Source organism: Brevibacterium picturae (assembly GCF_900105045.1).
GTDB lineage: Bacteria > Actinomycetota > Actinomycetes > Actinomycetales > Brevibacteriaceae > Brevibacterium > Brevibacterium picturae.
On record NZ_LT629739.1, the window covers coordinates 1,902,364 to 1,923,432 of the forward strand.

The following is a 21,069-nucleotide window of genomic DNA, read 5'->3' on the forward strand; positions in this document are numbered from 1 at the left end:
GATAAGGCGTTTTGCATCGCTGTTCGCCGTCGAAATCGACGGATCGCGTATGCTTGCCTCTCACGCTATCAACAGGTGACGTGCGCAACAAGTGGCGGAACCTGGGCGAATCATCAGTCTCGGATACGGCCTGGTCACCTCGCCGAGGCTGTGCGGATTTCGCGGTGTTCGTCACGGAATCCGCAAACCTCAGTAGGCACGCTCACGATTTCGGCGCAACTCAGAAGATCGAGCTGTAGGCGTTGAGCGCCAGCTGCCCGCCGAGGTGGGCGTAGAGGACCGTCGAATCCTTGCCCACGGCGCCCCGGCCTCCGGCATTGCGCCTATCGGCATCCGCCTGACCGACGAGATCGAGAAGTCCGGCCATCGACTTGCCCTCGTAGACCGGGTCGAGGATAACGCCTTCGAGTTCCGCGGTGGTGCGGATCGCGTTCACGGTCGACTCGTCAGGGATGCCGTATGCCGGGCCCTCCCAGCCCGGGCGGATGTCGACCTCGGCATCGGTGATCTCCCGGCCGAGACCGATGAGTTCTGCGGCGTTGTTCGCGATGCGCTTGACCTGGTCGCGGGTCTTCTCCAGGGTCGCGGAAGCGTCGATGCCGATGACCTGGCGCTTCGGTCCCCCAGCCGCCTCGAGTGCCGCGAATCCCGTGATCATGCCCGCATGGGTCGAACCGGTGACCGTGCACACCACGATGGTGTCGAAGAAGACGCCGAGCTCCTTCTCCTGCTCGGCAACCTCGTAGGCCCAATTGACGAAGCCGAGGGCCCCGAATTTGTGCTCGGAGGCTCCGGCCGGGATGGGGTAAGGCTTGCCGCCTGCGGCCTCAACCTCGGCGATGGCGTTCTCCCAGCTGGAGCGGATGCCGATGTCGAATCCGGCCGAGTCGAGGTGCACTTCGGCACCCATGATGCGGGAGAGTTCGATGTTGCCGACCGTGTCGTTGACCGGATCGTCCCAGTCGACCCAGCGCTCCTGCACGAGGCGCGACTTCAGTCCGAGGTGAGCCGCGACGGCTGCGACCTGTCGGGTGTGATTCGACTGGTACCCGCCGATCGAGACGAGCGTGTCCGCACCGGAGGCGAGGATGTCGGGAACGATGTACTCGAGCTTGCGGGTCTTATTGCCGCCGAAAGCCAGCCCGGAGTTCACATCCTCACGTTTGGCCCACACCCGGGCCCCGCCGAGGTGATCGCTCAGTCGCTTCAGTTCGTGGACCGGGCTGGGGCCGAAGGTCAGTGGGTAGCGCTCGAAATCGGTGATCGCCATGGCGTCGTGTCCTCTTCGTCGGGTGATGCGACTCTTTGCGCTCACGTAGTGGTACGGGCTGTTGCGTGCGGCCGAACGATGCTCGCGATATGCAATATATTGCATTCTGATGGGGACTACAATGGGTCGGACGGGCAGTCCCACATGCCAGGACTGTCTTCTGCGCCAGTACTGCATCCACACCGGGTCCGAGAGAGGTCGAGAGTGCCGATTCCCACAGATACCCCGATCCCCCAGCGGAGGCTGCTGCGCGACGACGTCTACCGTTCGATCCGCGATGCCATAGTCCGCGGCCAGCTGGCACCCGGGGAACAGCTGCGCGACCAGGAGCTGGGCGCCTGGCTGCAGGTCTCCCGCACTCCCGTCCGCGAAGCACTTCAGCGCCTGGCACAGGCGGGCCTGATCGTCGCCGAGCCGGGTCGGATGACCCGTGTGGCACCGGAGAATCCGGAGGCGGTCGTCCACGCCCGGCAGATTGCAGCCCAGCTGCACGCCCTCGCGATGAGCCTCGCCTTCCCGAAGCTGGAGGCGAAGGACATTGCCGATATGGAGACCGCCAACGAAGACCTGAGATCGGCACTGGGAGAGGCGACGCCGGGGGCTTCGGACATCGATGCGGCCATCGCCGCCGACGACGCATTCCATGAGGTAGCCCTGTCTCGCAGCGGCAATCCGCTCATCCGTGACCACCTCGAGGTCGTCACTGCAACCTTGCGTCGGACCGAATACCTGCACTTCGACTCCGTGACGGGTTCAGCCTCCCCCGAGCAGCACGCCGAGATCATCGCCGCCGTCCGCGCCGGGGAGGCAGACCGCGCAATGGCCCTGACCTGCGAGAACTGGTCCACCCTCGCCGGCAACAGCACCGACTGAGCTCCACCCACCACCCGAGGGGCACAGCGCAATCTAGGCCTGGTGCCACGCCGCCCCTGCGCACCGTTCGACCGCCGCGCCATCCCAACAAGTCATTAAGTGATTAGATGACTAGTGTAGAGTGGCGCCACGATCACCGACGATCAAAGGAAGAACATTGCGTTCAGCGACGAAAAGCACACTGTCCATCGGCCTGGCACTGACGATCCTGCTCAGTCTGGCCCTCACACTCCTCCCGCACGCCGACAGCGCCCGTGCAGCCGCCCATGCCGCGTCACCATCGGCGGCAGACTCCACTCCGGCGAACCCGTCGTCTGGGTGCGGGGTGGAACAGAAGCCGGGGAACGATCAGGCCACGATCACCTCGGCGGGCGACGAACGAACCTACCGGATCAACATCCCTCGCGATTACGACGTCACCGACCCGACTCCCCTCGTCCTGGGCTTCCACGGCAGAGGCTCCGACGGTGCCGAGTTCCAGAACTACACGGGACTGCCCACCCTGCCCGCCATCGCCGTCTTCCCCGACGGCGTCCCCACGGACGGGAAGCGCTCCTGGCAGGGCGCTCCGTATGCCAGCGAGGCCGACGATGTGCGGTTCGTCGCCGATCTCCTGGATTCGATCGAGGACGAATTCTGCATCGACCTCAGCCGCGTCTATGCGACCGGCAAGTCGAATGGCGGCGGCATGGTCTCGGTGCTCGCCTGCAATCTGCGGGACAGATTCTCCGCGTTCGCCACCGTCGCCGGCGCCTACTATCCGCAGTCCTTCGCCGGCTGCGACTACTCCGAGCCGACCCCGATGCTCGCCATCCACGGCACCGGTGATGCCACCATGCACTACGAGGGAGGCGAGCGCCAGGGAGAGACCTATCCCTCCGTGCGCAACTGGCTCAAGCCCTGGGCCGAGGCAGCAGGCTGTGAGGGCTCGAAAGACAAGAAGGTCGGACGGAAGGGTGAGAAGATCGTGCGCACGCAGTGGCAGGAGTGCCGAGGCGGAGCCGATGTCGAGCTCTATTCGGTCGCCGACGGCGGGCACGTCTGGCCAGGTGAGACCATGTACAGTGGCGGCGGTTACGTGACGAAGGACTTCTCCGCGACCGAGACGCTGTGGGACTTCTTCACGGACCACCCGCGCAGAAGTGACACCACCCAAGCAGCCGACACGGCCGTCCGAACGACCGCTCACGAGTGACCCTTGACACGCAATTCACTAAGTGATTAGATGACTTAAACACTTGAAGGAGAGTGCCATGACACAACCCATCGGACTCGTCGAACGGCTCACCCGTGAGATCGTCACCACCATCCGCTCGCAGGACCTGCGGCCGGGACAGCCCCTGCCCTCGGCCAGAGCCCTGGCCGAGCGTTTCGAGGTCACCGTCCCCACTGTCCGCGAGGCCCTGCGCCGCCTCGAGGCCACGGGGTCGGTCGAGCTCAAGCACGGCTCGGGGACCTACGTACGAGAAGCGATCAACCGCAGGATCCTCGACAACCCGCACTATGTGCCCGTCGACCTCGCGGCCGCCATCGAACTGCTCGATGCCCGCATCGCCATCGAACCCGGCATCGCTGAACTAGCGGCCAGCGTGCAGGGAGAGGAGTCCGTGCAGACCATGGAGACGGCGGTCGACAATGCCCTGCAGCTGCACACCGAGGTTCCCGCCGGACACTTCCATGTGGAGCTGGCCAAGGCTTCGGGGAATCGGGCGCTGCACGAGATGCTCGTGTCTCTTCTCGCCATCCACTCGCGCACCCAGCAAGCGGCCCGCTTCACCTACGACCGACTCCGCGACCACGACGAGCACGCCGACATCCTCGACGCCGTCAAGCGCGGCGACGGCCTCGAAGCATCGCACCGGACGCGCAAGCACCTCGAGAGCATCAAGGCGGCAGTCCTCGCCGACTGGTCAGAACGTGCAGACACCGAGGAGACCACCGCCGCCGAGGTTGTGGCACCGGCCAAGGCTGTGGCACCTGCCGAGCCGACGACCATCGACGGGCACGAGCAGTGACCCGACAGACCGTGACCGAGATCCGCCCGCAGGTCCGTCAGTACGGGGAACTGACCTCTCTCGAGATCGAACTCGCGAAGCAGAGCGACTCCCTCCTCATCCTGCCTGTCGGTGCCTGCGAGCAGCACGGGGACGGGCTGCCTGTGAGCACCGACAGCATCCGGGCCGAGCATGTGGCCACGGCCGTGGCGGAGGAGTTGGCAGGCAGAGCCTTTGTGATCCCGAGCATCGACTATGGGGTGTCCCCTCACCACGGAAACCTGCCCGGCACCATCACACTCGACCCGCGGACCTTCGTCGACATCGTCACCACGGTCGCCGGCCAACTCAGCGACTCCGGTTTCACCCGCATCCTGGTGATCACCGGCCACGGGGGCAACATGGCCGCCCTCGGCGTCGCCCAACAGGTGCTGCTGGGAACGCATCCGAATCTCACCTTCGCCTATTCGCCGGTCAGCGCCCTGGCCACCGAGGCCACCGCAATACTGCCGCGCACCGAGGTCAGCGGGCATTCCGGGGAATCCGAAACCTCACAGATGCTGGCCATCGACGACCGCCTCGTCGATTCCCCTCGCCTCACTGCCGGAGCCACTGCCCTCGATGATCTCTTACCACGGGCACGGCTGAGCCGGACGAAGTCACCGGCGAGTGCCGTCACCTTTGACCAGTACTCCGAGAACGGGGTCCTCGGGGATCCCCGCACCGCCACGGCCACGGCCGGGGACGACATCCTCGGCGAAATCGTTGCGAAACTCGTCGCCTACTCCCGGGAGATGCTGCGACTATGACAGCCGACCTCAGCTAGTCCAAGCAACCCTCGCCCGGGCTTCCTCACCACCACTTTCACATCTCTTCGCCACAGCAGAACCATTTCACTTCAGTCCCACCTCTCTGACCGATGGAGTTCACGGGTACAGCCGAGTCGTGCCCAAAATGCTCCTCCTCTCACCTGGACGAACAGGAGCCAGTCATGGCAACGACCACCACCGACAAGCCCACTCAGGAACGCCTCCCGGCAGTCATCCGATTCCTCAACGTCATCGAAACCGTCGGCAACAGACTGCCGCACCCGTTTTGGCTGTTCTGGATCCTCGCGGGAATCCTCGCCGTCCTCAGCCTCATCCTCTCCGCCATGGGAGTCGGGGTGAACGACCCCGGCACCGGGGAATGGACCCCGGTGAACAACCTGCTCAGCGGCGAGGGAATCGCGATGGCCGTGAGCACTTCGCTCGACGCCTACCAGTCCTTCCCGCCGCTGATCACGATCATGGTCGTCATCATGGGCGTGGCACTGGCCGAGCGCACCGGACTGCTGTCGACGGCGATGAAGGTCTCGATCGCGAAGGTCCCCGCGTCCCTCATCGTCTTCACCGTCGCCTTCATGGGAACGGTCTCCCACGTCGCCTCGGCGGCGGCCTACGTCATCCTCGTCCCCCTGGGCGGCATGGTGTTCAAAGCGGTCGGGCGCTCCCCCGTCCTCGGTGTCATCGTCGCCTACACTTCGATCGCCTCGGGATACGACGCCAGCCCCATCCCGACGCCCAATGACGCGATATTCGCAGGAATCACCTCGGCGGCGGCGAACATCATCGATCCCAACTACATCGTCACCCCGATCGGCAACTGGTACTTCAACATCGCCAGCTCCATCCTGCTGGCCATCGTGATCACCATCGTCACCGAGCTCGTGCTCATGAAGCGCCAGAACCTCGAGGCCGACGAGGACGCCGAGCACGAAGACCTCGTCATCACGGACAAGGAGCGCTCCGCTCTGCGGTACGCGATGTTCGCTGTGATTGCGATGCTCATCTTCGTCGTCATCCTGGTGGTTCCGGACAACGCACCGCTGCGCGGAGACGGGCCGATCGGCGAGTCACCGTTCCTCACCGGAATCGCGTTCATCATCGCCATGCTCTTCGGCGTCGGCGGAATCGTCTACGGCTTCCGCGAGGGCACGATCGAGAGGTTCGCCGACGTTCCCAAGCTCATGAGCCAGGGCATCGTGTCCATGGCCCCGGTCCTCGTCCTGTTCTTCGCGATCGCTCAGTTCCTCGAGTACTTCGCCTGGACGAACATCGGCATGCTGGTCTCGGTGTCGACCTCGGAGCTGTTCACGGGACTAGGCCTGCCCACCTGGGTGGTCTTCATCCTCGTCCTGCTCGTCCTCTCGGTCGTCAACGTCCTCATCACGTCCGGGTCGGCAATGTGGGCGATCATGGCGCCGGTCATCGTGCCGATGCTCATGCTCCTCGAGGTCCCGCCCGAGACCTCGCAGGCGATCTTCCGCATCGCCGACTCCGGTTCGACCGCGATCACCCCGATGAGCCCCTACTTCATCCTCGCGCTCGGGTTCATGCAGCGCTATCAGAAGTCGGCCGGCATCGGCACGCTCGCCTCCCACACGCTGCCGCTAGCGGTGTGCATGACGATCATGTGGAGCCTGCTGTTCTTCCTCTGGTGGGGCCTGGGCATCCCGCTCGGCCCGGACGCTCCGGTGCGGTGATCGGCTAGTCAGCCGGTCGGATGCTCACCCGGTCGGATGCTCAACTCATGTCCTTGCTCGACGCTTTATGGGCCGAATACCTGCTGCAATCGCTCCTGCGACCAGCACCAGTGCCCCCAGCCCCGCGATCGTGAACCCGGCCAGCACCATGATGCCGGCCCCGATATCGGCATCGGCGGGTTCTCCTGTGAACGTGTTGAGGAACCAACCACCTCCGGCGAGCAGCCCACCCAGAACGACGAGGGCTGTTCCCCCGATGAGCAAGAGCTTTGTCATCGCGCTCCGCCCTTTCAGCCGGTCCGACAGAGTCCACCTGCTGCGACACACACGAGGCCCCCTGTCTTCCAGCACCGTGAGGTGGCCGAAGGCAGGGGCCCGTCGATGGGCAGCGTGTTCGAAGGCTGCGCGAGGCGAGTCAGGGTTCGACGATCGCCTGGTCAGTGTTCGTGTATTCGATCGAATCGGCGATGGTGCCGACCAGACCCATAGTCACTCGGAGCAGTCCCGGCTCAACGTCGTCCAGTGGCGGCGGTGTGTCGGTGCCGATTGTCAGGGAGTCACCGTTCTTGGTCGTGGCCGTGATCGACCCGAGGTACACATCGACGTTTCCCTTGAGCGTCATGGTGTCGGCCTTGGTCACCAGCCCGCCCTTTCCGGCATCTTCCCGCGGGCTGACCGTGAGCGAGAACCCTTCGATCTTGATCTCGTCCGCCGAGATCTTCAGTGTGCGGGTAGTCCCCCCATCGGCCGTGGGAACATCGACGATCGCGATTCCGCTGAGTCCCTTGAACGACAGCGATTCCGATCCCATTGACGCCGGAGTATCCGTGAAGACCGGTGCGTCGTCGTCTTTCGTCGCCTCGACAGGAGCGGTCGGCTCTGCAGACGGCGTTCCTGACTCGGTGGGCTCCGGCGTCGCTGGAGCCGACGGAGACTTAGTCGGTATACCCGTTTCGGTGGGTTCCGGCGTCGCTGGCTCTGTCGGAGACTTGGTCGGAGTGTCCGGCGAGCTCGGCGTCGATGGCGCCGGACTTTTGTCCTTGCCAGGCGAATCCGAGTCGTCACACCCGATCAACGGGCTGCACAGCGGATTCGACTGGGCCGCTGCAGAGGCCGTCGCACCCAATGTCGAGGCGGCTGCCAAAGCGATGACCGCCACGAGCGACGCCGTGGCGCGACGGGGCGTCCTCATGAGTCTCCCTCTTCGCCCGCAGATTCCTCGTCTCGCCTCCGTTCGGCACCCGACGCGATTGTGTCCGGTTCCTTTGCGTGAGACTTCTCAGCCTTCTTGGCTTCTTTGGCCCTGACCCTCTCTTCCTTCTTCGCCTTCTTGGCCCTGACCTTCTCTGCACGGGAATTTGGGTCGCGTGGCCCCATCCAGGCGACCACGAGCACTGCCCCGATACTGGACAGAAGCATGCCGATGATGAACCCGCCGAGGTTCACTCCGATCAGCGAGTAGACCGCGAGAACGAGTGCAATCAGACCATAGAACATGTGGTGCGTGGGCCGGAAGATCGCGAAGAGCCCCAGGAGCACCAGCGCGATCGGAATGACCGTGGCCTGCAGCCCCTCAATGCCGAACTGAATCTTCATGTTTCCCAGGTCGAGCTGACCGGAGAAGAAGAGTTCGATTCCGCCGAGCACGACCAGCACACCGCCGATGAAGGGTCGCTGCAGATACCAGGTCCGGAATCCGGAAGACTGCTGAGCGCTGTCCCGATCCGAACCGTCATTGTCCTGTTCGGAGTGGTTCATGTTCTCCTGCTCGGAGTGGTCCGTGTCGGGCGTTTCCCGCTCAGCCGTTTCCCGCTCAGCGCCGCGACGGCTGCGCCGGGACAATGCCAATAGGCTGGTCCTGGTCCGCTGCTCGTCAGCCTGCTCGTCGACGGGCTGCTGTTCGACGGTTGGCTGATCACTCGTTGCTGCTTCCTTCATCAGAAGCACTTCTCGGATCCGTCGGTCATCTCCAATGACATGTCCTTGAGGGTGAATACCGAAGCCTGGGTGCTCCAGGCTCTCTGCTCCAGTTTATCGATCGAAATCGTGTCGGAGTCCTGGGCGAAGTCGCCCTTGGTTCCCTTGGCTTCGGTGTTGACCTCGGATGCATCGACGCCGATCCGGATATTCTTGAACTTCGCGTCTCCCATGAGTTCGGTCATACCGATCTGCAGGCCTGTCGCGGATGCTGGTTCCTCGCCGCCGCCGGCCTTGATGAGCAGGCCGACCTTGCCGAGTGGAGTCTCCGTGACCACCGACTGGCAGAGATCCGCGAGCGTGGCTTTCTCGATATTGGCGATCACGACCTGGTGATCTTTGCCCTCGGTGCCCTTCGCGATTCCGCTGTACTGGGAGAATCCTTCTCCCTCGAGCTGCGAGGAGCTGATCTGGAACTGACTTCCCGATACCGAGAATGAGACCGGTACGGCCCCCTGGGCGACCCCGCCCATCAGCGCTGCGGAGACGATGCCCGCTGGGATTCCGACGAGCGCAATGCGTCCGGCATGCGAGGAACCGATCTTGCGGAGATTGCGAAACTTCGGGAACTTCATTGGTCCTCCTGGCGACATCGACTGCTGTGTCCGAGTCGTGGTTGTGACGTATGTTACTGGCAGGTGTTACTAGGGAGTATATCGGTCATGGACGTCGAGTCAACACTTCGATGAGACCCATTTCCATGCCATCGCCGACCGAGGGGTCTTGCCCCGCTGAAAATCCCCCAGGGACCATTCGGCACCGATACGCAGGCGGTACACGGTTGAATCCCTGGTCAACCAGGATGTTTTCACCAGCAACAGGGCTTGCGGAAACGAACAGGCGGTCAAGTCAACGGTACGCTCTGAGAGGCCATGTGAATTCGACGGCCATTCTATGCAGCGATCAGATCTCTCTGTGTACGCGCGTGTCGCACCTGTGCATGCCTCGACAGTTCAGCCCTCCCGCTTCGCCCGCTCCAATTTCTTGGCCTTGAGGGAATCACGCACCTCACGCAGCTTGTCACGCTTGCGCCGGCGCCCCGCCTCGGCGGCTCTGATCTGCTCCGCAGTCGGTTCATGGTCGCCCATGCCGACCTGCAGTTCGGCCGGCGTGATCTCACGCATCACCCCGGCATCGATGCGTTTGCGCAGGCGCAGAACCTCCAGCCGGAGAATTCGCGACAGGAAGTACAGGCCCAGCAGGTTGGGGAAAGCCATGAGGAAGAAGATGGCATCGGAGAACGCGATGACGGATTCCAGTGACATGGAGGCGCCGACGATGACGGCCAGGATCCAGAAGATCTGATAGGCCTTATCGGCCTTCCTCGAATTCCCCGTCAGATACCCCAGGGCCTGCTGGCCGTAGTATCCGTACGCGAGGATCGTCGAGAACGCGAAGAGCACCACACAGATCGTGAGCAGGATCGGGAACCATCCGGCCACCGTCGCGAACGCCTCGGAGGTCAGACCGATTCCATCCTCCGAGCTCGATCCGTAGAGTCCGGTGGTGATGATGGCCAAGGAGGTCAGAGTACAGACGATGACCGAGTCGATGAGCGGCTCCCACATCGCCACGAAGCCCTCGGTGGCCGGCTTCGTCGTCTTCGATGCTGCGTGGGCCATAGCCGCCGAACCGATGCCTGCGGCGTTCGAGAACAGGGCACGCTGAATGCCGACGATGGCCACACCGATGACGCCGCCGGTGAGACCGTCGGGGGTGAAGGCACCGCTGAACATGAGTGCGAAGGCATGCGGGATCTCGCCGACATTCATGATGAGGATGACGATGACGCTGAGGAAATAGAGGATCGCCATCATCGGAGTCAGCCTCGACGTCCACAGGCCGATCTTCTTGATCCCGCCGAGGATGACCAGAGCCGTCAGCGTCGCGACGACGACGCCGATGAGCCACAGCTTGTCGGCCAGGAAGCTGCTGTCCCCGCCCGTGGCCTTGACCAGGATCGCCGCGGCCTGGTTGGCCTGAAACAGATTGCCCGCACCGATGACTCCGATGACGGTGGCGATGGCGTAGAAGCCCGCGAGGAACTTGCCGAGCTTCGGGCGCCCGATCTCGGCCAGACCGTCGCGGAGGTAGTACATCGGCCCACCGGAGACGGTGCCGTCCGGCAGGATCTTCCGATACTTCACGCCGAGGGTCGCCTCGGCCATCTTCACGGTCATGGCGAAGAAGCCGAAGATGATGATCCACAGGGCGGCACCGGGTCCGCCGATGGTGATCGCGACAGCGACACCGGCAATGTTGCCCAGTCCCACCGTCCCGGAGAGTTCGGTCGCGAGGGCCTGGAAGCTCGATACCTGGCCCGGATCCGTTTTGCGGGTGAAGCGCCCGCGAATGATGCCGACCGAGTACTTCAATCCCCTGATGGGCTGGAAGCGCAGGTAGACGGTGAGGAAGACTGCGGCTGCCATGAGCCAGACGACGATGAGGGGTATGCCGACTCCGCCGACGGAGAGTTCGAAGAACACGACATTGCTGAAGGCTTGGGCTATCGGACCGATGAACGATTCGATCGCCTGGTCGATGCCCGAGGCGGCCGTGATGTCTGCTGCCGCCGGGATGTCGGCAGCAGGTGAGGTGAGCGTCGGCCGATCTGCATTGATCGGAAGGGTATCCAGGACAACGGTGTCGTGGATCTGGACGGAATTTTCAATTATGGGATTCATTCTCACGGGCGCTTGTTAGCGATTCGTCCGGAGGATCGGTCCGGCACCGGCGCCTGATGACAACCTAGCAAGAACGATGAAGCCTGTCAGCTGACGTTCAGCTTTCAACAACCCCAGAAGTCACCGGCGCTGGAGCCCGCGCAGGAAGTCGACGAAGCTGTGTGCGAGTGCCCGGTTGATTCTGACCAGCTCGGCATCCGCCTCGGCGACCTCGGATCTGATCGAGTCATTGGTCTTGCCGTCGGGCAGCCGGAGCGGGTCCGAACTCAGCCACTGTGCGACTTGCGCGGTATCGGATTCGGGATGGAACTGGGTGCCCCACGCGAATTCGCCGACCCGGTAGCCCTGGACCGGGGCGTCAGATCCCGTCAGCAGGAGTTCGCCACCGTCGGGCAGCTCCATCTCTTCCTGATGGAAGAGGACCGCCGGAATCGTCTTTTCCCCCGCTTCCCTGGCAATGGCCGCGAACACGGGGTCCCTCTCCCCCGCCGAGGTGGTGTGCAGATCGTAGACTCCGATCTGCGGGCGCTGACGTCGGATGATCTCCGCCGAGGTGGCGGCGGCCAACAGCTCCCCGCCGAGGCAGATGTTGAAGCTGGGGAACTCCCCCGCAGCCGATCGCCGCAGCAGGTCCCTGACCTGGGGCAGCCAGGGATTGGCCGTATCCTCGAGTGGCCCAGCGGATCCGCCGAGGACGAGGAGCGCGGAGTAGCCGTCGAGCGCGGCAGGGATCTCATCGCCGAGGTAGGGGCGAAGGACATCAACCTCGGCGCCGGCCTCGATCAGCCACGTGCCGAACCGCTCGGGGCCCGCACCCTTTTCGTGCTCGATGACAAGGATTCTCAATTCGCTCATGCTCACGATTCTCGCTCACTTCGGTTCGCGCTGCGCAATTCAACCACCGACGGCACTCGGTCCAACGCTCACTACTCAGGAAGACTGACCGGCGCACGAATAGAGGCCGCGCTCAACGATGACGTCGTTGAGCGCGGGCCCCCAAGTGCCGCCTCGGCGAGGGTGTGTGTTCAGCCGATCATGTTGTGTCCGACGGTGATGCCGTGTCCGATGGTGATGCCGTGTCCACTGATCAGCTCGTGATCGATGCGGATGCGGTGCTCTGGTCGGCGGTAACGGACCGATCGGCGACGATGGCCTTCCGCAGGGTCAGGAACAACAGGACCATGCCGACGGAGAGTGCGATGTGTCCGAGTCCGGCGAAGCCGGCGATCATGGCGCTGGATTCCTGGCCGAGGACGGTGAGCATTCCGTGCCAGACCATCATGCCGGCGGTGAGGATGATGCCGGCGTTGTAGGTCCAGAAGAACCAGGAGAACATCTTCGTGCCTGAGAGGCCGAAGACCTTGTCGAGGACGAGGACGATGAGCAGAACGATGAAGCCGAGCGTCAGCAGGTGGGTGTGGACGACGCTGAGCTGGGTGAAGCCTCCTTCGGTGAAATCGTTGGCCTTGGTGAACTCCCGGTAGAACAGACCGGAGAGGACGCCGATGATCATGTATGCGAATGCCGCGTTGAATATTTTCTTCATGCTTATACTTCATCAAGATTCGGCCTGCGTATCCTGACCCAGAGGATTGAACTCTTATCCCAACTTTTGATTGATGTTCGCCTTCACACCCTCACAACCCCCGATTTCGCGGGCTTGCGACGCTCTCGACCGCTAGCCTGAAAGCATGGCCTTCGAGAATCTGTTCGCAAAGATCGACCGCATCGCGGGTGGCAGCAAGGCCGGGCTCCTCGTCCCGGCAGAAGGACTCGCCCATCCGAAGACGAAGCGCGCGTTCGCGTGGATCACGTGGCTGCTCATCGTCGAACTCGTCCTCGGCTTCGGTGCCGTCGTCGCAGCCGTCATCATCGCCCGCGCGGGCGAACCCGTGCCGTTCGCAGTCTGGATGCGCACTGTCGTCGTCCTCGGTATGACCGCGACCCTGTTCTACTTCTTCTGGCGCTCGACGAAGGGCTACTACTGGGGGTACCAGCGGCTGCGCCTCTTCGCCCAGATCTTCCCGGTCATCACCCTGGTCATGGCCGCCATCCCCGGCCTCTACCCGGTGTGGATGATCACCGAGCAGATCGTCTTCAGTCTCATCATGATCGGCGTCGGCGACTTCCTCACCGGCAATCACATGCGCGAAGTGTTTCGGAAACCGCAGAACTGAAGCCGAGCACGACCGGATCGGACACTGGGGCTGAGGCGGAAGCCGGGCCGGACACGGGAACTGCGTCTCACCCGGCCACGAGCTTGCGGGCCTCCTCCTGGTGGGCCGCGATGAGCGCCTCCTTGTCCAGCTGCACACCGTCCCTGCCGATGGCATTGCCGTCCAGCACACGCCACTGACCGGCGACCATGACCCGATCAGCCTTCTCCGCTCCGCAGAGAACGAGGGCCGGAATCGGATCGTGTGAGCCGGAGAAGGCAAGCCCGTCGAGCCGGAACATCGCCAGGTCCGCCTGCTTGCCGGCCTCGATGCGTCCGATGTCCGCCCGCCCCAGCGCCGCCGCGGAACCGCGGGTGGCCCAGTCGAGGACGCGGGTGGAGGTGACGTCCTCCGACCCGTAGCGCAGACGCTGAACATAGAGTGCCTGACGAACTTCGCGGATGAGGTTCGAGGCATCATTCGACGCCGAACCGTCGACCCCGAGCCCCACATTGACACCCGCATCTTCGAGTTCGACGGCCCTGGCGATGCCCGAGGCCAGGCGCATATTCGAAGTCGGACAATGTGCCACGGAAGCCCCGGCCTCGCCGAGGCGGGTGATCTCATCCGTATCGAAGTGCACACCGTGGGCCAACCACGATCGGTCACTCAGCCACCCCACGGATTCGAGGTAGTCGACGGTGCGCAGGCCGAATCGTTCCCGGCAGAATTCTTCCTCGTCGAGGGTCTCTGCTAGGTGGGTGTGCAGGCGAACATCGAGTTCCTCGGCGAGGATCGCACTGTCGCGCATGAGTTCGGTGGTCACGGAGAAGGGCGAGCAGGGTGCGAAGCCGATCTGGACCTGCGCCCCGACGCCACGTTCGTGGTACGCCTCGACCAGGCGACGGGAGTCGGCGAGGATCACGTCCGGATCCTGCACAGTCTGCTGCGGAGGCAGTCCGCCGTCCTTCTCTCCCAAGGACATGGATCCGCGGGTGAGCATGGCGCGCATGCCGAGCTGTCTGGTCACCTCGACCTGGATGTCGATGGCATCGTCCATCCCCGTCGGGAACAGGTAGTGGTGGTCGGCCGCGGTCGTGCACCCGGATTCGAGCAGTTCGGCCATGGCCACGGTGGTGGCCAGTTCGAGGGCCTTCGGTGTCAGGCGGGCCCACACGGGGTAGAGATTGGTCAACCAGCCGAACAGCGGCAGGTCCGCCACGGGAGCCCAGGCCCGGGTCAGGGTTTGGTAGAAGTGGTGGTGGGTGTTGATGAGTCCGGGAGTGATGACGTGCTGGCTCGCGTCGACCACCTCGGCGACGGCCTGTCGGCCTCCGGTGGGCTCACCGCCAGCGGAGACAAGCTCGATGATCGTTCCGGATTCCGTATCGACGACGATTCCACCCGAGGCCTGCTTCGAATCCACATCGCGCCCGAGGTGGACGGCCATGGGATTGCGCAGCCACATCGTGGATCCGGTCGGGTTCCCGGCTGCTGGACAGCTGGCTGCTTGTCTGCTGGCTGCTGAGGAGCCGATTCCTGTGGTCATTGGTGCCGCCTTTCGGTGCTGAATCGGTCGAACCATCAGTTCGACCGCTGTGCGGCGACACGACTGGGGCGAATCGCCACCAGCTCAGGTTTCTCGGCGTCTGCTGCTCCGCCGTCCGATGCGGTCTGGGGAATTCGTGGAATACATCCCATAATCTGCACCTCGGGTGACACTGATTTGTCCCCCGAGGCATGCACCGGCAAGACTGCACTCTAGCATGTGCGAGAGATCACGAAACGAAGTTGCCATCCTCGGACGATTCGCCTAGCATTTTGCGATAAGGAAACAACCTTTCGCATATTGGAAGTATTGAAACCGATCCCTCACTTGCAGTCGACCACCCATATTGCCCATCCGGGCAGGGCCCGAGGCTGTCGCTCAGGGAAGAACTCAACGGAGAGATAGATGTCGGTATCGAAGCAGTCGCCCGAGAAGAACCGGTCCGATTCGGCCAATCCGGAAGATGAAAGACTTCCGGTCGGCACCTCATTCGCGTACGGCCTTCAGCACGTACTGACCATGTACGGCGGCATCATCGCCGTCCCCCTCATCATCGGCAAGGCCGCCGGGCTCGATGGCGGTGGAATCAGTGTGCTGATCGCGTCATGTCTGTTCATGGGTGGTCTGGCCACCATCCTGCAGTCATTCGGCGTTCCGTTCTTCGGGTCGAAGCTGCCGCTGGTGCAAGGCGTCTCCTTCGCCGGCGTCGCCACCATGACGTCGATCCTCGCTGGGGGTGACGGGCTCCCGGAGGTCTTCGGCGCGGTCCTCGTCGCCTCGGTGATCGGCCTCATCGTCGCACCGGCGTTCGCGCTCATTGTGAAGTTCTTCCCACCTGTCGTCACAGGTACGGTCATCACGACGATCGGACTGTCCCTCATGCCGGTGGCTGCAGGCTGGGCGATGGGCGGCAACGCCGAGGCGCCCGATTACGGCAGCGGTCGCAATATCCTCATCGCCGTCGGCACCCTCGCCATCGTCCTCATCCTCAGCCGGATTCCCGTGGCGATGGTCTCCCGCCTGTCGATCCTCCTGGCGATCGTCGTCGGAACGATCATTTGCCTCATCTTCGGCTGGGCGGACTTCTCCCACGTGCTCGATCGTGGCGTGTTCGCGTTCCCGGAGCCCTTCGCCTTCGGCATGCCGACGTTCTCCGCGGCGGCGATCATTTCGATGTTCATCGTCATCATCGTCACCTTCGCAGAGACCACCGCAGACATCATCGCAGTGGGTGAGATCGTGAGGACGAAGGTCGACTCCAAGCGCATCTCCAACGGCCTGCGTGCGGACATGCTGTCTTCGGCCGTGTCCCCGATCTTCAACTCCTTCACCCAGTCGGCCTTCGCCCAGAACGTCGGGCTTGTGGCGATCACCGGGGTGAAGTCCCGCTTCGTGGTCACCGCCGGCGGTGTCATTCTCGTCATCCTCGGCCTGCTGCCTGTCATGGGCGGAGTCGTTGCCGCGATCCCCTCTCCCGTCCTCGGCGGCGCGGGCATCGTCCTCTTCGGCACCGTCGCAGCATCGGGCATCCGCACCCTGTCCAAGGTGGAGTACGAGGGCAACCTCAACATGATTCTCGTCGCCGTCTCCTTGGCGTTCGGCATCATCCCCGTCGTCCAGCCCGACTTCTACAACTCCTTCCCATCGTGGGTCGGCATCATCCTTCACTCGGGAATCTCCTCGGCCACGCTCATGGCTGTGCTGCTCAACCTGGTCTTCAACCACATCGGCGTCAAGAGCAAGGACCGCACCGATCGCTCGGTGTTCGTCGCGGGCACCGGTCGTGCCATACGCAGAGACGAGCTCGATCGACTCATCAACCATGAGGCGCTGCTTGCCGAAGGCGACACCGTCAAGGATGGGAAGATCGTCGACTGCAACGGGGAGGAGATCCCCGTCGTCTCTGACCATCAGCACGAGAAGGTCGTCGAGGCGATCAACAACGGCGAGGCGCAGACTCAAGACGATGTGCGACGAGTGATCCGAGAGAACGAGGACTGAACTCCCTCACGAGCCTCCCAGTCAGCTCGAGCCGCCGGTGATGCATGCGCATGCATCACCGGCGGCTCTGCTTTCGGTACGGCTCTCCAGCTCAGGTGCTAGAACGGCGGCGGTCCTCCTGAGTCCCAAATCCATTCGTTCTTCTTTGCCAGTGGACTGAGCATCGAGCTGTTCTTCACCCACCCGGGCTGTTCGCCCGTCGCCTTCGGCCCCGGCCGCTTCCTAGCTGTACGTATATCACCGTGCATCGGCTGATCTTCAGATCGATCTCTCGGTTCGGGAGGATCGACTGATTTGGCATCCTGTGGACGCATCTCATCGAACAGTTTTGCGTGGGCTGCGTTGATCGGATGGTCACCGGGAGCGACTTCAGTGGTGATGCCATGTAGAAACACATATTCCAGAACGCCGGTGCGGGACATGCGCACCGAGTATTTGCGATCGGTCTTGGCTTGGTGGTGCAGCTTACATAGACAATGCAAGTTGCCGAAACGAGTGAGTCCTCCCTTTTCGGGGTGATCGCGGTCAAAGGGGATGATGTGATCGATCTCCGTGTTCTCCGCGCGACCGATGCACCCTGGGATTGTGCATGTCCGCCATTTCGCGACCAGCGTCTGCCGGACATTCGAGGGAATCTGATAGGTCTTGGCCTTGGCATCGACCGGAGTCCCCGTGGCAGGATCGGTGAGCATTCGGGTCCAGGTCTTCGAATGTCCGGCAATCCGTCGAGCCGTGTCAGCTGGGATCGGTGAGCCGTCTGAGAATACGCCAGGCAATTCGCATTCGCCGGCGAGAGTGAGGAATGGAACCGTGGTGACCATCTTCGCCTGCGAATCGAGCCATTGTCCGTGGGTCGGCATCCTCAGAACGACCTCTGCTTGGGTCTCGCCGTCCGAGGCCGGGCCGTCTTCGCCCGTGTGGCCTCTACCCGCGTTGCCTCTATCCGCGTCATCACTGCCCGAGACTCCGCTGGCCAGGCCCGCATTCACTGCGTTGACCACATCAGCGGGGGTCAAGGAGGCACCATCGGGGAGGTCCAACGGAACCTCGCGGGTCGAGGTCTCTCCGGTCGTAGTGTTATTCGAAGTCACCTGTATGTTGAGTTGAGGGCATGTCCGCGTGAGGATGTCGAACATGAGGGCCGCGATGCCGCGATCGTCATCAATCGACATTCCCGGTTCCACCTGGTCGCTGAATGGAGCGATGTTCCCCGACCGAATAGCCTTCGCAAATGCTGCGATCCGAATGTAGCAAGCCTGCAATTCGGGTGCCGGCCCAGTCAGCGTGAGGTATGCCGTTCCGTCGGGAGCAGTTGTGATGTCAACGCGTCGGCGCTTGCTCGCTTCTTCGACACGTTCTTCGAGGGGCTCGAGCACAGCGATCTTCATGCCGAGGGATTTCTTGAAGGTTTCGATCGTGATGTCGGGCCGGCGTTCAGCTAGGTATTCGTCGATGAGTGGCAGATTCTCGACTTTCACGTCGCGGCACGCATATGCGGTGGCATTCGCATGTTCGATGGTGAAGTCCCCGGCCACACACCGCGCAAAGAACTTGGGCAACCCGTGCACTAGCAGCATTCCCGAAGTGATCTGAATATATGCGCGAGCAGTGGTGGTGCCCAGGACTGTCGTGAACTCCGCGATATCCTCTGCCTGCGACAGTTCGTGCACCCAGTTGTAGAAGGTCTGATCCAGCCTGAAGCGAGGGAAGTTGGGCAGCCGATTCTTCCTTCCCTTCGAATTCTCTGCCCTTCTCGCCCGCGGCCGTTTCGCGGCGCGTTGGAACCTGCGCACCGTCTCGGCGATCGTTGCGTGGGCGTACGGTTCGCCAGGGCGGGGATTGTACAGATGCAGATGTTCGACCGCCTCGTTGAAGAACAGTTCGGCAGAGACGTCCAGAGCGGACAGCTGCGCGAGATCACTGGCCGCAAAGACCGCGGCTGCATCGGCGAAGGGTGAATCCGGAGCAATGCGAAGGCGACGTCCCGAGTTTGGCGGATCATCATCGAAACCTGCGGTGGAATTGCTCCTGCGACTCTCGCCTGCAGACGCATCCTTGGGATCATGGGCAGGTTCGGAAGCGGTGCTGTCGGGTCCGGAGGGGCGCTTCACTGTGGTCACCTGCTCTTCACGTCGGTGTGAGTGCGTACCTCAATTCTACTTACTGGCGCCGATTATTACCATCACAATTGAGTAACAAACCTATTCGTGTTCTAAATGTATTCGAGCCTGAATGCATGTGAGTGGATCTCATGAACGAAACACAGATCGGCGTGCCCATTCGGGCTGCACCAAGACTCCTTGCCGAAGCAGCAGCGCCTCGGCCCGGCTGCCCGGTCTCACCGCATCGGAAGTCCCGGCTGCCCACTCTCACCGCATAAGAAGTCCCGGCAACTGATCCATGGCATCGAAAGTCTCATCAGCACCGAATTCCGTCAGCACCTCGGGCCGCTGATGGACAGGCGAGTCGGGACAGAAGCCGAGTACGTGTGCACCCGCCGCGACGCCGGCCGTCACACCGGTCGGCGAGTCCTCGATCACTGCGGCCTCGGCCGGGTCGACGCCCAAGGCATCAGCGGCCGCCAGGTACACGTCCGGAGCCGGCTTCGAGTGAGGCAGCTCCATTCCGGAGAAGATCCGGTCGCCGAAGACGTCGAAGAGTCCGATCTTCCGCAGCTGCAGGTTAATCTTGGGGCGGTCGGCGCTCGACGCGCACGCGAGCCTGCCAGGGTAGGCGACGGCAAGGGCACGAACCGCCTCGGCGACTCCTGGGATTGCCTCCAATGACATTTCGAGAGCGTCATTGCGACGCTCACGGAACCGACTGAGCCACTCGGCGTCGATGCGGTAACCGGAATGCTCCTCGATGACGTCTGCCTCATCGCGGAGCATCTTCCCGACGAACCGGGACACGCACTCATCGCGTGAAATCTGCCATCCCAGCTCATTGAGCATCTCCCACAGAACCGTGTTCGTGAGGCGCTCAGAATCGACGAGAACTCCGTCGCAGTCGAACAGAACAGCAGCATATTTCGGGCTCAGATCCATACCCCGATTCTGCCAGTCGCCACTGACCTGCATTCACCCTCGGTCGCAAGCGACTCGAAGTGGGCCCGGATCAGCCGACCGACACCGTGGATGCCGAGTAGAGGATGTACGCAGAGACGAGCGCACAGGCGACTATGACCAGCGTGAACAAGGTCAGCCAGGCCCCAGCGGGCAGGCTCGATCCCTGGGCGAGGATGTAGGCGTCGGACTGTTGGATGCGGCGCCGGCGGGTATGCACGCGGATGACCTTGACGAGGTCCTTGAGCGAGCCGATCGCCAGGGCCGTTCCCAGGCCGGCGACGAACACGGAGATCCATTCGACCGGCAGGAACACGACGACGAGCTGTGCGGCCACGGCCGTGACCACGGCGATCGCGGCGCCGGCGAGGTTCCGAATGAAGATGAGGGCGACGAGCAGGATGAGCGCACCGATCGACAGCGCCAATGGTGCCCATCCCTGGGTCGCCGAAGTGATGAGGACCAGTCCGAGGACGCCGGGTGCCGGGTATCCCCAGAAACCCGACCAGGTGGCGGAGAACCCGACCTTGCCGAAGGAATTCATCTGCCCGGAGTGGTCGAAGTTCAGGGAGATCCCCTTGACGACGCGACCGGTCATCAGCGCAGCGAAGGCGTGGCCGAGTTCGTGCACGAAGGTGACGAACATGCCGAAGAAGCGCCAGATCCCCGGCATCAGCGTCACGACCAGCGGAATTCCGAGGACGAACAGCAGCTGCACGGCATCGGGCTCGAAGCCGTCCTGGCGGCCGAATCCGGACGTGATGGCATCCCACCAGGTCGATACTCCCTGTTTCAGGTCCATGCGCGCACCTCCGCCGATTCCGGTCCCACTGCCATCAGCTGCTCGTTCATAGCGGCCCAGTCTAGGAACCGAGTCTGAGTGGCGTCCTCAGGGTCGGCCCTCGGAACCGGGGCCGCGCCCTCAGGGTCGGCCGTCAGAACCGAACGACCGTATAACCGCAGACCGTCCGGCATG

At 63.1% G+C, this 21,069-nt stretch carries 19 protein-coding genes; 7 read left to right on the forward strand and 12 right to left on the reverse strand.

Annotation, left to right across the window (positions count from 1 at the left end; all coding sequences use genetic code 11):
* Nucleotides 1-220 precede the first annotated feature (220 nt).
* Entirely contained in the window at nt 221-1,270 is a 1,050-nt protein-coding gene (locus tag BLT92_RS08915; RefSeq protein ID WP_092104970.1) for a 1-aminocyclopropane-1-carboxylate deaminase, read from the reverse strand.
* Nucleotides 1,271-1,474: 204 nt separating this feature from the next.
* Between BLT92_RS08915 and BLT92_RS08920 the strand changes: the two genes are divergently transcribed.
* The 5 genes from BLT92_RS08920 to BLT92_RS08940 all read left to right on the forward strand — a co-directional run bounded on the left by BLT92_RS08920 (nt 1,475) and on the right by BLT92_RS08940 (nt 6,661).
* The gene (locus BLT92_RS08920) at nt 1,475-2,143 is read left to right on the forward strand and encodes a GntR family transcriptional regulator (RefSeq protein WP_092104972.1); all 669 of its coding nucleotides are present in this window, start codon (nt 1,475-1,477) and stop codon (nt 2,141-2,143) included.
* A 157-nt stretch (nt 2,144-2,300) separates the two neighbouring features.
* Nucleotides 2,301-3,338, forward strand: coding sequence for a CE1 family esterase (locus BLT92_RS08925; RefSeq protein ID WP_157691400.1), 1,038 nt, complete (start codon nt 2,301-2,303; stop codon nt 3,336-3,338).
* Nucleotides 3,339-3,396: 58 nt separating this feature from the next.
* Complete coding sequence (locus BLT92_RS08930; protein ID WP_092104976.1) at nt 3,397-4,158, forward strand: FadR/GntR family transcriptional regulator; 762 nt, start codon at nt 3,397-3,399, stop codon at nt 4,156-4,158.
* Complete coding sequence (locus BLT92_RS08935; RefSeq protein WP_157691401.1) at nt 4,155-4,946, forward strand: creatininase family protein; 792 nt, start codon at nt 4,155-4,157, stop codon at nt 4,944-4,946. Before BLT92_RS08930 ends, BLT92_RS08935 begins: the two co-directional genes overlap by 4 nt.
* 182 nt (nt 4,947-5,128) lie before the next feature.
* The gene (locus BLT92_RS08940) at nt 5,129-6,661 is read left to right on the forward strand and encodes an AbgT family transporter (RefSeq protein ID WP_092104980.1); all 1,533 of its coding nucleotides are present in this window, start codon (nt 5,129-5,131) and stop codon (nt 6,659-6,661) included.
* A gap of 45 nt (nt 6,662-6,706) precedes the next feature.
* Here the strand turns inward: BLT92_RS08940 and BLT92_RS08945 are convergent, their stop codons facing one another.
* From BLT92_RS08945 to BLT92_RS08975, 7 genes are all read right to left on the reverse strand, one after another.
* A complete protein-coding gene (locus BLT92_RS08945; protein WP_092104982.1) occupies nt 6,707-6,937 on the reverse strand; it encodes a hypothetical protein in 231 nt (76 codons plus the stop codon).
* 139 nt (nt 6,938-7,076) lie between these two features.
* Nucleotides 7,077-7,472 (reverse strand): hypothetical protein, encoded by a 396-nt coding sequence (locus BLT92_RS20825; protein WP_231939108.1) that lies wholly within the window; start codon nt 7,470-7,472, stop codon nt 7,077-7,079.
* Nucleotides 7,473-7,849: 377 nt separating this feature from the next.
* Nucleotides 7,850-8,599: a DUF6114 domain-containing protein gene (locus BLT92_RS20695; RefSeq protein WP_197679691.1), complete on the reverse strand. Its 750-nt coding sequence runs from the start codon at nt 8,597-8,599 to the stop codon at nt 7,850-7,852.
* Nucleotides 8,599-9,213 (reverse strand): DUF6230 family protein, encoded by a 615-nt coding sequence (locus tag BLT92_RS08960; RefSeq protein ID WP_092104986.1) that lies wholly within the window; start codon nt 9,211-9,213, stop codon nt 8,599-8,601. The genes BLT92_RS20695 and BLT92_RS08960 overlap by 1 nt, the downstream gene beginning before the upstream one ends.
* Before the next feature lie 378 nt (nt 9,214-9,591).
* Nucleotides 9,592-11,322, reverse strand: coding sequence for an alanine/glycine:cation symporter family protein (locus BLT92_RS08965; protein ID WP_092104988.1), 1,731 nt, complete (start codon nt 11,320-11,322; stop codon nt 9,592-9,594).
* 120 nt (nt 11,323-11,442) lie between these two features.
* Nucleotides 11,443-12,177, reverse strand: a complete 735-nt coding sequence (locus BLT92_RS08970; protein WP_092109032.1) for a type 1 glutamine amidotransferase — start codon at nt 12,175-12,177, stop codon at nt 11,443-11,445.
* 232 nt (nt 12,178-12,409) lie between these two features.
* Nucleotides 12,410-12,868, reverse strand: coding sequence for a DUF2871 domain-containing protein (locus BLT92_RS08975; protein WP_092104990.1), 459 nt, complete (start codon nt 12,866-12,868; stop codon nt 12,410-12,412).
* 145 nt (nt 12,869-13,013) lie between these two features.
* Between BLT92_RS08975 and BLT92_RS08980 the strand changes: the two genes are divergently transcribed.
* Nucleotides 13,014-13,499 (forward strand): hypothetical protein, encoded by a 486-nt coding sequence (locus tag BLT92_RS08980; protein ID WP_092104992.1) that lies wholly within the window; start codon nt 13,014-13,016, stop codon nt 13,497-13,499.
* 67 nt (nt 13,500-13,566) lie between these two features.
* Here the strand turns inward: BLT92_RS08980 and BLT92_RS08985 are convergent, their stop codons facing one another.
* Nucleotides 13,567-14,946: an 8-oxoguanine deaminase gene (locus tag BLT92_RS08985; RefSeq protein ID WP_092109035.1), complete on the reverse strand. Its 1,380-nt coding sequence runs from the start codon at nt 14,944-14,946 to the stop codon at nt 13,567-13,569.
* A gap of 486 nt (nt 14,947-15,432) precedes the next feature.
* Between BLT92_RS08985 and BLT92_RS08990 the strand changes: the two genes are divergently transcribed.
* On the forward strand, nt 15,433-17,028 hold the full coding sequence (locus tag BLT92_RS08990) for a nucleobase:cation symporter-2 family protein (RefSeq protein WP_092104994.1): 1,596 nt from the start codon (nt 15,433-15,435) through the stop codon (nt 17,026-17,028).
* Between the two features lie 98 nt (nt 17,029-17,126).
* Here the strand turns inward: BLT92_RS08990 and BLT92_RS08995 are convergent, their stop codons facing one another.
* From BLT92_RS08995 to BLT92_RS09005, 3 genes are all read right to left on the reverse strand, one after another.
* On the reverse strand, nt 17,127-19,148 hold the full coding sequence (locus BLT92_RS08995; protein ID WP_092104996.1) for an HNH endonuclease signature motif containing protein: 2,022 nt from the start codon (nt 19,146-19,148) through the stop codon (nt 17,127-17,129).
* A 249-nt stretch (nt 19,149-19,397) separates the two neighbouring features.
* A complete protein-coding gene (locus BLT92_RS09000; RefSeq protein WP_092109037.1) occupies nt 19,398-20,075 on the reverse strand; it encodes an HAD family hydrolase in 678 nt (225 codons plus the stop codon).
* A gap of 70 nt (nt 20,076-20,145) precedes the next feature.
* On the reverse strand, nt 20,146-20,895 hold the full coding sequence (locus BLT92_RS09005) for a M50 family metallopeptidase (RefSeq protein ID WP_092104998.1): 750 nt from the start codon (nt 20,893-20,895) through the stop codon (nt 20,146-20,148).
* Nucleotides 20,896-21,069 lie beyond the last annotated feature (174 nt).